Annotated in this window: 13 protein-coding genes; 5 read left to right on the top strand and 8 right to left on the bottom strand. The window is 64.8% G+C overall.

What is annotated here, in order from left to right; all coding sequences use genetic code 11:
* Window positions 1-46: 46 nt before the first annotated feature.
* A complete protein-coding gene (locus tag PVV54_RS16555; protein WP_274906298.1) occupies window positions 47-1,033 on the bottom strand; it encodes a 5'-nucleotidase in 987 nt (328 codons plus the stop codon).
* Window positions 1,034-1,244: 211 nt separating this feature from the next.
* Between PVV54_RS16555 and adhP the strand changes: the two genes are divergently transcribed.
* Window positions 1,245-2,252 (top strand): alcohol dehydrogenase AdhP, encoded by a 1,008-nt coding sequence (gene adhP / locus PVV54_RS16550; RefSeq protein ID WP_274906297.1) that lies wholly within the window; start codon window positions 1,245-1,247, stop codon window positions 2,250-2,252.
* A 145-nt stretch (window positions 2,253-2,397) separates the two neighbouring features.
* On the opposite strand, the gene PVV54_RS16545 is transcribed toward adhP, so the two are convergent.
* Window positions 2,398-3,300: a LysR family transcriptional regulator gene (locus PVV54_RS16545; RefSeq protein WP_274906296.1), complete on the bottom strand. Its 903-nt coding sequence runs from the start codon at window positions 3,298-3,300 to the stop codon at window positions 2,398-2,400.
* A gap of 95 nt (window positions 3,301-3,395) precedes the next feature.
* Between PVV54_RS16545 and PVV54_RS16540 the strand changes: the two genes are divergently transcribed.
* On the top strand, window positions 3,396-4,571 hold the full coding sequence (locus PVV54_RS16540) for an MFS transporter (protein WP_274906295.1): 1,176 nt from the start codon (window positions 3,396-3,398) through the stop codon (window positions 4,569-4,571).
* A 124-nt stretch (window positions 4,572-4,695) separates the two neighbouring features.
* Here PVV54_RS16540 and PVV54_RS16535 read toward each other — a convergent pair whose 3' ends face one another.
* The 6 genes from PVV54_RS16535 to purU are packed head-to-tail and all read right to left on the bottom strand — an operon-like array spanning window position 4,696 to window position 11,451.
* Window positions 4,696-5,232 (bottom strand): sarcosine oxidase, encoded by a 537-nt coding sequence (locus tag PVV54_RS16535; RefSeq protein ID WP_274906294.1) that lies wholly within the window; start codon window positions 5,230-5,232, stop codon window positions 4,696-4,698.
* Window positions 5,233-5,235: 3 nt separating this feature from the next.
* Window positions 5,236-8,139, bottom strand: a complete 2,904-nt coding sequence (locus PVV54_RS16530) for a 2Fe-2S iron-sulfur cluster-binding protein (protein ID WP_274906293.1) — start codon at window positions 8,137-8,139, stop codon at window positions 5,236-5,238.
* Window positions 8,136-8,441, bottom strand: a complete 306-nt coding sequence (locus PVV54_RS16525) for a sarcosine oxidase subunit delta (RefSeq protein WP_274906292.1) — start codon at window positions 8,439-8,441, stop codon at window positions 8,136-8,138. Before PVV54_RS16525 ends, PVV54_RS16530 begins: the two co-directional genes overlap by 4 nt.
* Before the next feature lie 12 nt (window positions 8,442-8,453).
* Window positions 8,454-9,695: an FAD-dependent oxidoreductase gene (locus PVV54_RS16520; protein ID WP_274906291.1), complete on the bottom strand. Its 1,242-nt coding sequence runs from the start codon at window positions 9,693-9,695 to the stop codon at window positions 8,454-8,456.
* Window positions 9,677-10,588, bottom strand: a complete 912-nt coding sequence (folD, locus tag PVV54_RS16515; RefSeq protein WP_274906290.1) for a bifunctional methylenetetrahydrofolate dehydrogenase/methenyltetrahydrofolate cyclohydrolase FolD — start codon at window positions 10,586-10,588, stop codon at window positions 9,677-9,679. The genes PVV54_RS16520 and folD overlap by 19 nt, the downstream gene beginning before the upstream one ends.
* Window positions 10,585-11,451, bottom strand: coding sequence for a formyltetrahydrofolate deformylase (gene purU / locus PVV54_RS16510; protein ID WP_274906289.1), 867 nt, complete (start codon window positions 11,449-11,451; stop codon window positions 10,585-10,587). Before purU ends, folD begins: the two co-directional genes overlap by 4 nt.
* Before the next feature lie 228 nt (window positions 11,452-11,679).
* Between purU and PVV54_RS16505 the strand changes: the two genes are divergently transcribed.
* The 3 genes from PVV54_RS16505 (at window position 11,680) to PVV54_RS16495 (ending at window position 13,127) form a co-directional block, all read left to right on the top strand.
* Window positions 11,680-12,081 carry a hypothetical protein gene (locus PVV54_RS16505; protein ID WP_274906288.1) on the top strand — a complete coding sequence of 134 codons (402 nt, stop codon included), beginning with the start codon at window positions 11,680-11,682 and terminating at the stop codon, window positions 12,079-12,081.
* Between the two features lie 90 nt (window positions 12,082-12,171).
* The gene (locus PVV54_RS16500) at window positions 12,172-12,393 is read left to right on the top strand and encodes an MbtH family protein (RefSeq protein WP_003256222.1); all 222 of its coding nucleotides are present in this window, start codon (window positions 12,172-12,174) and stop codon (window positions 12,391-12,393) included.
* The gene (locus PVV54_RS16495; RefSeq protein WP_274906287.1) at window positions 12,390-13,127 is read left to right on the top strand and encodes a thioesterase II family protein; all 738 of its coding nucleotides are present in this window, start codon (window positions 12,390-12,392) and stop codon (window positions 13,125-13,127) included. The genes PVV54_RS16500 and PVV54_RS16495 overlap by 4 nt, the downstream gene beginning before the upstream one ends.
* Window positions 13,128-13,183: the final 56 nt, after the last annotated feature.

Raw genomic sequence — 13,183 nt, 5'->3', positions numbered from 1 at the left:
TCCTGTCACAGGCAAACGCGCGATTCTAGTGCTTCTGGCGGTCCGCTCAAGCGCTTTTCACCACCTTGTCGTCGGCCATTTCGTTTGCCGACTCGGTCGCTGGGCGGGCTTTGTTCGCCACGCCAAACGGCACATGCACCATCGGCAGGTCGCCCGCTGCCGACATCAGGTGGCTGCGCTGGTCGTCAAAGAACATGTGCGGCTTGAGTATCGACAGCACCCGTTCCTTTTCCATCCCGCCGAGGAAGAACGACTCGTCCGGCGACACGCCCCAGTTTTTCAGCGTGGTCACCACCCGTTCATGGGAAGGCGCGTTCCTTGCCGTGACAATGGCGATGCGCAAGATCCGCTGATAGGCCGGGTCTTGGGCCAGCTTCTGGTCCTCCAGCGCGCGGATCAGCGATAGCTTGCGGTACAAATCCGCCAACGGCCCCGGCTGGTGGGGTACGGCCTTGCGGGCCTGCTCATGGGCCTGGAATTCACCCAGGTCGAGGTGTTGCTTGTACACGCTTTCCGCTTCGTCATCGGCAATCACCCCGTCGAAGTCGAAGGCCACCCGCAGTTCGGTGTCGATCTCGTCGTCGTAGATGCGCGTGGGCAACACCAGCCCGGCCGGGTAATTGGCGTCGATGGCACGCTGTACGTCGCCTTCGTGGGCGCTGAGGAACAGCGAAGCGTTGAAGGCAGGGATGTATTCGTAAGGGGAGCGGCCGGACATGAACGCGGCGCGGGTGATGTTCAGGCCGTAGTGGTCGATTGAGCGGAACACCCGCAGGCCGGTTTCCGGGGAGTTGCGCGACAGCAGCACCACCTCCACCGGCAATTGCTCGGGGAAGGCATTGTTGATGTTCAGGAAGCGGCGGATGAATGGGAAGGCGACCCCTTTGGGGAAGGGGGTATCGAGGTTGGCTTCCTGGTGCAGCCGGTAGGCTTCGATGCCGTCGGTCTGGTAGATGGCGTCGGAGTCGGTCAGGTCGAACAGGGCGCTTGAGGCGACGCCGACGACGAGTTTCTGGTCGATGGGGTAGGGCATGGCTGGCGGTCCTGGACGATCTCTGGGCGTGCCTTACCTTATCAAGTTAAGCAGTGCTTTGTGGCACCGGCTTTGCCGGTGATCGCGGCTGAAGCCGCTCCTACAGGATCGGGGCCATTCAGAGAATGCTGATCTAGCGCAAGGTCCGCGATTGTTGATTGTCTATGCTGACCTTTCCCCAAAGCTCACTCAGGTAGACAAGGAGGCATTCATGAAAGCTGCTGTCGTTGCCAAAGGGCGTCGCGTGGACGTGGTGGAAAAAGCACTGCGGCCGTTGGCGCACGGTGAAGCGCTACTGAAGATGCAGTGCTGTGGCGTGTGCCACACCGACCTGCATGTGAAAAACGGCGATTTCGGTGACAAGACCGGGGTCGTGCTGGGCCACGAAGGGATTGGCGTGGTGCAGGAAGTTGGGCCGGGCGTGACCTCGCTCAAGCCGGGGGACCGGGCCAGTGTGGCGTGGTTCTATCAAGGCTGTGGCCACTGCGAGTACTGCAACAGCGGCAACGAAACCCTGTGCCGCGAGGTGAAGAACTCGGGCTACACGGTGGACGGCGGCATGGCCGAGCAGTGTATCGTGGTGGCCGATTATGCCGTCAAGGTGCCGGACGGCCTGGGCTCGGCCGAGGCCAGCAGCATTACCTGCGCTGGCGTGACCACCTACAAGGCGGTGAAATCTTCCAACATCCGCCCCGGGCAGTGGATTGCCATCTATGGCCTTGGCGGGCTGGGCAACTTGGCGCTGCAGTATGCGAAAAACGTGTTCAATGCGCGGGTCATTGCGGTGGACATCAATGACGAGCAACTGGAGTTCGCACGCCAGTCCGGGGCTGATCTGGTGGTGAATTCGCGCACTGACGATGCGGCCAAGTTCATCCAGGAGAAAACCGGCGGTGCCCATGCGGCAGTGGTCACGGCGGTGGCCAAGGGGGCCTTCAACTCGGCGGTCGATGCGCTGCGTGCCGGTGGCCGGTTGGTGGCGGTAGGGTTGCCGACCGAAAACATGGACCTCAACATCCCGCGGCTGGTGCTCGATGGCATCGAGGTGGTCGGCTCGCTCGTCGGTACCCGGCAAGACCTGCAGGAAGCCTTTGAGTTTGCCGCACAGGGCAAGGTGGTGCCGAAGGTGCAGCTGCGGCCGATCGAGGACATCAACGCGATATTCGAAGAGATGGAGCAGGGCAAAATCACCGGGCGAATGGTGATTCAGTTCCCCTAGCCAACAGCTTGCACAGTTCGTGTAGGAGCGGCTTTAGCCGCGATGCAGGCGACGCGGTGGCTGGCACCGGCTGTGCCGGTGATCGCGGCTGAAGCCGCTCCTACAAGGGACGCGCAGCGGTTACGGGCTGTGATCTGCGCCGCAATCACGCTCGGCTTCGCTGCTGATGCTGCACCAGAAAATCCACAAACACCCGCACCCGCGCCGGCATCGCCGGGCCGCCGACGAACACGGCGTTGATGGGTTCGCGGTCGCCGGGGTTGTAATCCTCCAGCAGCGGCATCAATTGCCCGCTTGCCAGCTCGTCCACCACGGTGAACGTGCCGATCCGCGCAATCCCTGCCCCTAGCCTGGCCAATTGCGCCAGCGCCTCGCCGCTGCTGCACTCGATGTTGCCCGCCATCTTCAGGGCAAAGTCCCGCCCGTCGCGGCGAAACGGCCAGTCAGCGTTGGCGCGGCGGAAGTTGAAGCGCAGGCAATTGTGCCTGGCAAGGTCTTCCGGCACCCGTGGAGTACCACAGCGCTCCAGGTACTCGGGCGAGGCAACGATCACCTGGCCGGTATCGCCAATCTGCCGGGCGCTCAGCGAGCTGTCCGGCAAATCGCCAAAGCGCAGCGCCACGTCGGCCTGGCCACCGTGGATGTCGACGATCTCATCGCTCAACGACAGGTCTACCAGCACCTGCGGGTAACGCGCGCAAAACTCGGCCACCAAGGGCACTACCGTCAGCCGGCCATGCCCTAGCGCCGCGCTCACCCGCAGGCGGCCACGGGGTGCGCCCTGGTCGGTAATGGCCTCTTCGACCTCGACCATGTCCGCCAGAATGCGCCGGGCGCCCCGCAGGTAGGCATCACCCTCGGCCGTCAGGGTAATCGCCCGGGTAGTGCGCAGCAGCAGGCGCGTGCCCAGGCGTTGTTCGGTGCGGGCAATGATCCGGCTTACTGCCGAAGGGGTCAGGCCGAGTGCGCGGGAGGCCGCAGACAGGCTGCCTTCGTCCACCACCCTGGCGAAAACCTCCATCTCTCCCGAGCGCCCGTTGTAATCCATTTGTGCCTCACAAGCAAAGGTGATTGCCAGAAATGCAGTCTAGTGCCGCTACGGGACTGATCGTAGCATTCGCGGCATAGATCAGGAGAGTTTCCATGCGTATCAATCCCCCCCTCATCGCGCTCGCGGTCGGTGCCTTCGGCATCGGCGTCACCGAGTTCGCCCCCATGGGCATGTTGCCCGGCATTGCCGCCGACCTCGGCGTGTCGATCCCCGCTGCCGGGCTGTTGGTCAGCGCCTACGCCATCGGCGTGCTGATCGGCGCGCCGCTGATGACCCTGGCCACTGGCCGGGTGCCACGGCGCTACCTGTTGATCGGCCTGATGGCCATTTTTACCCTCGGCAACCTGATGTCGGCGTTGGCCACTGATTACCAGAGCCTGATGATTGCGCGAGTGGTTACCTCGCTCAACCATGGCGCGTTCTTTGGCGTCGGCTCGGTGGTGGCGGCCAGCGTGGTGGCCCCTGATAAACGCGCTGGCGCGGTGGCGGCGATGTTCATGGGGCTGACCCTGGCCACGATCGGTGGCGTGCCGCTGGCCACCTGGTTCGGTGAGTTGATGGGCTGGCGCACGGCGTTCTGGGGCATTGCCGGCCTGGGCCTGGTGACGATGCTGGCGCTGTGGTTTGCCCTGCCCAACCTGCCGCTGCCGAAAACCGGCGGGGCGATGGCTGAAATCCGCGTGTTGGCCCGTGGGCCGGTGTTGTCTGCCCTGGCGCTGACGGTCGTGGGCTCCAGTGCGATGTTCACGGTGTTTACCTACATCGCGCCCATCCTGCACAGTGAGGCGCACGCTTCTACCACCTTCATCACCGCCATGCTGGTGCTGTTCGGGGTAGGCCTGACCTTGGGTAACGTGTGGGGTGGCAAGGCGGCGGACCGTTCGGTTGACCGCACCCTGATCGTGTCGCTGGTGGTGTTGATTGCCGTGCTGCTGGTGTTCCCGCTGCTGCTGGGCTGGCCAGTGCCGACGGCGTTGGCGGTGCTGGTGTGGGGTGCGGCCAGTTTTGCCCTGGTGCCGCCGCTGCAAATGCGGGTGATGGAAGCGGCCAAGGACGCGCCCAACCTGGCGTCGGCGGTAAACATTGGTGCGTTCAACCTGGGCAATGCGATTGGTGCGGCGCTGGGTGGGGCGGTGATCAATGCGGGGTTGGGATATCCTGCGGTGTCGCTGGCCGGTGCGGTGATGGCGGGGTTGGGGTTGGTGATGACGCTGGCGTGGCGCACCCGCAGCCAGCCCGCTCTCCAGGCCCAACGCAGCCCGGTGTAGGAGCGGCTTTAGCCGCGATGGGGCGCGAAGCGGCCCCAAAGATTTCAGCTTCGCAACGGAGACTGTTGGGGCCGCTTTGCGGCCCATCGCGGTTAAAACCGCTCCTACACACACACCGGGCGTGTCAGGGCTGGAACTCTTCCATGGCATCCAGCACCGCAGCGCGGAAGTACTGAAGCGAAGCCCGGTCAAACAGGATGTACAACCCATCCCCTCCGGCATTCACCACAATCACGTTGATCCGCGCCGCCGACGTTTGCGCCACCGCCCCCAGCGGGAAGGCTTCGGCGCGCAGGTCCACTCCGCACAATTTGGCCATCACCGCGCTGCCCTGCGGCCCCGCCAGTTGCAGCCAGGCATGGCTGTCCTGGCGCGGCAGCAGGTAGTTGCGGCGGCTGTCCTGTGTCCACTGCGCTTCTTCAATGGCAACTTTTGCGCCCAGGTCGGTGAAACTGCCCAGTAGCAAGTACTCGCTGGCCGACAGGCGCGCCACCCAGCTGCCGTCACCCTGGCGCAGTGCCTGGTTGGGTTGCGGTGGCAATTGGTACCCGCGCTCTTGCAGGTACGCGGCACTGTCTGTGCCACGGAACCCGACCCGGGCCAGGTCGGTCAGGTCGTCCAGCGCAAGGGCGACGGGGTTCAAGGCTTTCAGGCTGGTCATGGCTTACAGCTCCTGGCGCAGGTTGTCGGGGTCGTGGAAGGGCAGTTGCACCACCTTGGCATTGACCATCACACCGCCTTCCACGCGGATCGGGATGTGCATGCCAGGTGTGGCCTGGTGGGCGCCGGCGTAGGCCAGGCCGATGATCTGCCCCAAGGTTTGCGAATACTCGCAAGAGGTAACGTTGCCGCTGATGTCCGGGCCGCTGAGCACCAAATGGCCCTCCAGCGGTTGAGGGCTGCCTTTGGGCAGGGTAAAGCCGACCAGCTTGCGCTTGAGGGGCTGCGCTTCGAGGATTTCGATGGAGCGCTTGCCGACGAAGAACGGCTTCTTGCGGCCGATCGCCCACTGCATGTCGATCTCGGCCGGGTGGGTCATGCCGTCGGTGTCCTGGCTGATGATGACGTGGCCTTTTTCCAGGCGCAGCAGGCGTTGTGTCTCGACACCGAACGGGCGAATGCCCAGGCCGGCACCGGCTTGCATCAAGGCGTCCCACAGGCGTTCGGCATGGCGTGCCGGTACGTGCACTTCATAGCCCAGCTCGCCGACGAAGCCCACCCGCAGGATGCGCGCCGGGATGCCCGCCACGGTACCCAGCCGCACCCCCAGGTACGGGAAGGCTTCGGCGCCCAGGTCGATGTCCGTGCACACTTTGGCCAGCACCTGGCGTGACAGTGGCCCGGCGAGGTTGACGGCCGCCAGCGCGGCGGTGACGTTGGTGATGTCCACGTCCAGGCGCCATTGGGCGTTCCATTTCAGCATTTGCTGGTAGATACGGTCCACGCCACTGGTGGTGGCCGTTACATAGAAATGCTGTTCTGCCAGGCGCGCGCACACGCCATCGTCAATCACCACGCCATGCTCGTTGGTCATCAGTGCGTAGCGGGTGCGGCCCACGGGCAGTTTGGCGAAACCGAAGGTGTACAGGCGTTCGAGCAATTCAGCCGCGTCGGGGCCGCGCACGTCCAGGCCGCCCAAAGTCGACACGTCGATCAGGCCAACCTTCTCGCGCACATGGCGGGCTTCTTCCTGCATGCAGCGCTCGCGTTCCTCGGGCTTGCCGTAATAGGCCGGGCGCTGCCAGATGCCGGCGGGCATCATTTTGGCGCCGGCCTGCAAGTGGCGGCGGTGCATCGGGGTTTGCCGGTACGGGTCGAAGGCGCGGCCGGCCACATGGGCCAGTTTCTCGGCCTGGAACGGTGGGCGGGCGGTGGTCACGCCGGTTTCGCTGATGCTGCGCCCGGTGGCCTGGGCCACCAGCCGTGCGGTGGGCAGCGCTGAGTGGCGGCCTTGGGACGGGCCCATGCCGACGGTGGAAAAGCGCTTGACCAGCTGCACGTCGCGGTAGCCGCTACGGGTAGCGTTGACGATGTCGCGCACTTGCAGGTCTTCATCGAAATCGACGAAATCCTTGCCTTTGGGGTGGGGGAAAATTGGCCAAGGGAAGTTGACCTTGGCTTCGGCACTGAAGGTGCCCGGCGTTGGCGCTTGCAGGCCTAGTGCCGCCAACGCTTCGGCGGCGCCACGGGCGGCGTCGGCCAGCACGTTGTCCAACTGGTGCCGGCCGTTGACCGAGCCGGCGATGTCCAGCCCGGCCGGCAGGTTGCTGATGGCGAACTCGTCGCGGTTCACGTCGTACGCCAGCTTGCCGCCAGCCTGGCACAGCAGCTGATACACCGGCATGTAGCCTGCCGACATGCACAGCAGGTCGCACGCCACACGCAGGCCGTGCTCGCCGACTTTACCTTGCCCGGTGATCGGGCGGATCTCGGCGCCACTCACATGGCGCATGCCGCTTTCGTGCAGGGCTTCGTACACCGTGCTGCCCAGGTGCAGGGGGATGTCGCGGCGCTTGAGTTCGGCGGCGAGCGCTGCATCGGCGGGGGCGGCGCGCATGTCCACCAGGGCGGCGATGGCCACGCCTTGTTCCTGCAGGTCGAGGGCGGCCAGGTAGCCGTCGTCGTTGCCGGTGAGGATCACCGCGCGCTGGCCGGGTTTAACCGCGTACAGCCTCATCAGGCGTTGGGCGGCGCTGGTCAGCATCACCCCTGGCAGGTCGTTGTTGCGAAACACCACGGGCTGGTCGAACGAACCGGCCGCCACCAGGCAACGGGAGGCGCGCACTTTGTACATGCGTTTGTGCTGAATCACCGGCAGGTAGTTGTCGGTGAACCAGCCGTTGCAGGTGGCCTGCAGCAGTACCTGAATGTTCGGGTGGCCTTCGACGGCGCTGAGCAGTTCTTCGCGCAGGCGGGCGGCGCGGGTGCCGGCAATGTCAAAGCGGGCGTAGGTGAGTGAGCCCCCGAGCACGGGCTGTTGCTCGATCAGCAGCACCTTGGCCCCGGCATTGGCAGCGTCCAGCGCGGCGCGCAAACCGGCGGGCCCTGCGCCGATCACGGCCACGTCCACAAACAGGTAGGCCTTGTCGTGGTACTGTGGCGTGAAGTTCAGGTCGAGCACGCCCAGGCCGGCCTTTTTGCGAATCAACGGCTCCCACACCTTCCACATGCCTTTGGGTTTGTAGAACGAGCGGTAGTAGAAGCCCACCGGCATGAAGCGCGAAAACTTGCCCAGGTAGGCATCGCGGTCGTGCTCCAGGCTGCCGTTGAAGTTTTGCCCCTCGACCACCAGGCCGTCACTGGCGGCTTGCATGTCGGCCAGCACGTTGGGTTCGTCGCGCAGTTGCACCAGGGTGTTGGCGTCCTGCCCGGCCAGGCTCAGCGGGCCACGCGGGCGGTGGTACTTGAACGAGCGCGACAGCAGCCAGCGGCCGTTGCCGAGCAGGGCGCTGGCGATGCTGTCACCGGCAAAACCCTCACAGGCCTGGCCGTCGAAGATAAAGCGCACGGGCCGCTCGCGGTCGATCAGCTGGCCCATGGGCGCGGGGAGGCGATTGAGGCTGTTCATCCGGCGATCTCCGGGGTGGCGGCGGGGGTGAAGTCGACGCGGCGGTCGAACCGTTCTTTAGGGTCGAAGGTGCGCAGCACCTGGTCGGTCACGGTGTGGCGCTCAGCCAGAAACCAGTAGCTGGAGGCATTGTGCAGCCACCACTCGGTGACCACGCCGGCCAGGTTGTCGCTGTTGAACACGTAGTCGGCCCACGCGGCGTCAGTGCAGGTGGCCGGGTCGGGCATGGGCTTGAACTCGCCGCCGTAGGTGAACTCGCTGATATTGCGTGGGCCGTTCAAGGGGCAGGTCAGGATCTTCATCTTCGTGTGCTCCTAGTGGCTGGCCGCGGTGGCGCCCATTTCGTTGACCTGCTGGAAGCGGCTGAAGCGCTCCAGGGCGAACGGGGCAATCAGTTCCGGCACCTTGCCGCCGCTGGCCACCAGCTCCGCCATGGTCTTGCCGCAAATGGGCGTGGCCTTGAAGCCCCAAGTGCCCCAGCCGGCGTCGAGGTAGTAATTTTCAACGGGTGACAGGCCCATGATCGGGCTGTAGTCCGGGGTCATGTCGGTGCTGCCGGCCCATTGGCGCATCAGCTTGGCGTTGGCCATGAACGGGAACATCTCGATGGCGTGGGCAAGCAGGCTCTCCTTGAGGTCGAGGGTGGAGCGGGTGTTGTACAGCGGGTAGGGGTCGGAGCCACCGCCAAAAACGATCTCGCCGCGGCTGGTCTGCTGCACGTAGCAATGCAGTGCTGACGAGCTCACCAATGGGTCGAGGAACGGTTTGAATGGCTGGGTGACCATCGCCTGCAGCGGGTAGGTGTGGATCGGCGCACGGATGCCGGCCTTGGCCATCAGCAGCGAGCTTGCGCCAGCCACCGCCTGCACCACACAGCCGCACTGCACGGTGCCGCGGTTGGTTTTGACGGCCTCGATGCGGCCATTGCGGATGACCAGGTCTTGCACTTCGGTCAGTTGGTGGATTTCCACCCCGCGCTTGGCGGCCTGCTTGGCGTAGCCCCAGGCCACGGCGTCGTGGCGGGCGGTAGCGCCATCGATGTGCCACAGGCCGGCGAGCACCGGGAGGTGGCCGGGGTCGAGGTTCAGGCTCGGTACCAGTTCGCGGATCTGCTGGCGGTCGATCATTTCGGTGCGCCCGCCAAAGTGCTTGTTGACCTCGGCGCGCTGGCGGAAGGCCCGCACGGTGGCGTCCGTATGCGCCAGGGTGAGCTGGCCGCGCTCGGAATACATGATGTTGAAGTCGAACTCGTTCGACAGCCCTTGGAACATCCGCACCGATTCCGCGTAAAAACGTACACCCTCGGAGGTCAGGTAGTTGGAGCGGATCACCGCCGTGTTGCGTGCGGTATTGCCGCCGCCCAGGTAGGCCTTTTCCAGTACGGCGACGTTGGTCACGCCGTGGTACTTGGCCAGGTAGTAGGCGATGGCCACGCCGTGGCCGCCGCCGCCGATGATCACCACGTCATAGTGTGGCTTGAGTTCACAGGGTGGCGGCAGGTCGACCTCCACCGGGTAGTCGGCGCTCAGGCCGTATTTCAGCAGGGCGAAAGGCATGAGGTGCGCTCCTGGTGGGCGGCCTGTTGCTGCAGGTCGAGGGCGAGCAGGGTGTTTTTCATCAGGTAGGCGATGGTCATCGGCCCGACGCCGCCGGGCACCGGGGTGATACCGGCCACTTGGGGCAGGGCGGCTGCGAAGTCGACATCGCCAACCAGGCGGCTGCGGCCGTCTTCCTCGATGCGGTTGATGCCGACGTCGATCACCACGGCGCCGGGCTTGAGCCAGTTGGCGCCGATCAACCGCGGCTTGCCGACCGCCGCCACCAGGATGTCGGCCTGGCGGCACAGTGCCGGCAGGTCGCGGCTGCGCGAGTGCACCACGGTGACCGTGCAGTCGGCCTGCAGCAGCAGGGCGGCCATGGGTTTGCCGACGATGCTGGAGCGGCCCACCACCACCGCGTGCTTGCCACGCAGCTCGCCGCAGGCATCGCGCAACAGGCGCATGCAGCCGCTTGGGGTGCAAGGGGTGAGCACGTCACGGCCTTGGGCCAGGCCGCCGACGTTTTCACTGTGAAAGCCGTCCACGTCCTTGAGTGGGCGGATGGCTTGCAATACGGCGTGTTCGTCGATGTGCGCCGGCAATGGCAGTTGCACGAGGATGCCGTTGACCGCATCGTCGCGGTTGAGGCGGTCGATCAGGGTCAGCAACTGGGCTTGGGTGGTGTCGGCCGGCAGGCGGTGTTCCAGCGAGCGGATGCCCACTTCCTCGGCACGCAGCACCTTGTTGCGCACATACACCTGGCTGGCAGCGTCGGCGCCCACCAGCACCACCGCCAGGCCCGGCTGCACGCCGCCCTGGCGCAGGGTGTGCACCTGCTCGCGTACCTCGGCCAGCACCCGCGCGGCGGTAGCCTTGCCGTCGATCAGCTTGACGCTGGGGATGGCGTTCATTTGAAGATCACCGTGCGGTCGTGGTTGAGGAACACCCGGTGTTCCAGGTGGTATTTCACGGCGCGGGACAGGGCGATGGTCTCGGTGTCCCGGCCGATGGCCACCAGGTCCTCGGGGGCGTAGGCGTGGTCCACGCGCTGCACTTCCTGCTCGATGATCGGCCCCTCGTCGAGGTCGCTGGTGACGTAGTGGGCGGTGGCGCCGATCAGCTTGACCCCGCGTTGGTAGGCCTGGTGGTAGGGTTTGGCGCCCTTGAAGCCGGGCAGGAAGGAGTGGTGGATGTTGATCGCCCGGCCCGACAGCTGGCGGCACAGGTCGTCGGAGAGGATCTGCATGTAGCGCGCCAGCACCACCAGCTCGGTGCCGGAGTCTTCGACGATGCGCATCAAGGCGGCTTCCTGTTCGGCCTTGGTGTCTTTGCTCACCGGCAGGTAGACGAAGCGGATGCCTTGGCGTTCGGCCATGGGGCGCAGGTCCAGGTGGTTGGACACTACGGCGGTAATCTGCATCTCCAGCTCGCCCTTGGCGTGGCGGTACAGCAGGTCGGCCAGGCAGTGGTCGAACTTGCTGACCATCAGCAGCACACGCATGGGCCGGGCGCTGCTGTGCAGGCTCCAGTCCATGTCAAAACGTTGCGCCACGTCGGCAAAGCCCGCTTCCAGTTGCGGCGTGTCACCGCTGACGCCGGTGTTGTAGCGGAACACGGCGCGCATGAAGAAGCGGCCGTTGTCCTCGTCGTCGAACTGCGCCATTTCGCTGATGTAGCAACCATGCTCGGCCAGGTAGGTGGTCACCGCGGCGACGATGCCGGACACGGCCGGGCAGCTGACGCGCAGGATGAAATGATCGGGAGCGGGATGCATGTCGGGTGGGCCTCGTGATGGAGTGGGGCAGGTCGGCACAAGGGCGGAATAATGTTTCTTGATGGGAATATAAATTTCCCTTGGGCAATTTATAGGCGAAGTGGGTGGGGGAGGTCTAGTGCATTCAGGAAATTTTTTATCCTGTCAGGAAATTTCAACCGGGCAGTTCGCAGTACCTTTGAAGGCGGACCTACCCGCGAAACGGCAACCACAGGCTATGCTTGCCCCATGACCACCCCGCCTCCTGTACGCCAACCGTGCCCCCCTGGCGCCTGTGACTGCGGCCGCGAACAGCTTACCGGCCAGCCGCCCGTGGCCCAGCGCATCCTCCTGCTCACCCGCCAGGAAGAGAAACGCCTGCTCGAACGGCTGGAAAACCTCAAGGACCTGGAAGACCTGCAACGGCTACAACAACGGATGTACGAAAACCTCGGCATCCGCGTGCACATCGCCCCCGGCTTCAACGAGGTACGCACCATGCGTGGCATCGTCATCGAACTGGACGCCCAGCCCGGGCTTTGCCGCAAGACCCGTCAGTCGATCCCGGCCGCAATTCGACGGGGGTTGGAGCGCAATCCGCAGGTGGCATTCCGGTTGCTGGATGCCCATGACTTGTTGCGCGATGGTTGAAGCCTAATTTTTCCGAAGTTTCCTACGTCTACCTGAGAGCCCTCCTACGCCAAGGCGCGTAACGGGACCTATCACTCAAGGAGACAGGCAATGACTTCCGTATTCGACCGCGACGATATCCAGTTTCAGGTAGTGGTCAACCACGAAGAGCAATATTCCATCTGGCCCGACTACAAGGCCATCCCCAACGGCTGGCGCGCCGTGGGCAAGAGCGGCCTGAAGAAAGACTGCCTGGCCTACATCGACGAGGTCTGGACCGACATGCGTCCGCTGAGCCTGCGCCAGAAAATGGCTGAAGCTGCCGCCCAGTGACCACGCTCAACCTGCTGTGCCTGCCTTATTCGGGCGCCAGCGCCATGGTCTACAGCCGCTGGCGGCGCAAGCTGCCGGCCTGGTTGCAGGTGCGGCCGGTGGAGTTGCCCGGGCGTGGCGCGCGTATGGGCGAGCCGTTGCAAACTGACATGCAGGCCCTGGCCCGGCAACTGGCCGCCGAGCAACGCCTGGCCACCGCCGCGCCGTATGCGCTGCTGGGTCACAGCCTGGGTGCGCTGCTGGCATTCGAGCTGGCCCATGAATTGCGCGCGCTGGGCTGCCCGCCACCGCTGGCGCTGTTTGCCTGCGGCACGGCGGCACCCACCCGGCGTGAAGATTACGACGGCAAGAACTGGCGCGAGCCCAAAAGCGACGATGAGCTGAAAAGCGAGTTGCGCGAGCTCAACGGCACCCCGGAAGAGGTACTGGCCAACGCTGAACTCATGGGGCTGACCCTGCCAATCCTGCGCGCCGATTTCATGATGTGTGGCCGTTATGCGTATCGCCAGCGGCCCACCCTGCCGTGCCCGCTGCACGTAATGGGCGGTGACGCGGACCGGGCGAGCGAGGAGCAACTGTTAGCCTGGCGCAAAGAAGGCCACAGCCATTTTTCGTTGCACATGTTTCCCGGTGGCCACTTCTTCCTGCATGAGCATGAAGAGGCGTTCCTTGCGACGCTGACCGAGCATTTGCAAGGTGCCCGTCAGCCTGTTGCGTCACTGTCTGTCAACTGAGCAGGACTGGGCTGACAGACGCTGCCCTGCCAGGCCGGTTCAACTGGCGCCTCGTT

The sequence above is a fragment of the Pseudomonas sp. PSKL.D1 genome (genome assembly GCF_028898945.1).
In the GTDB taxonomy this organism is placed as follows: Bacteria; Pseudomonadota; Gammaproteobacteria; order Pseudomonadales; family Pseudomonadaceae; genus Aquipseudomonas.
This window is presented reverse-complemented; position numbering and strand designations above follow the sequence as displayed.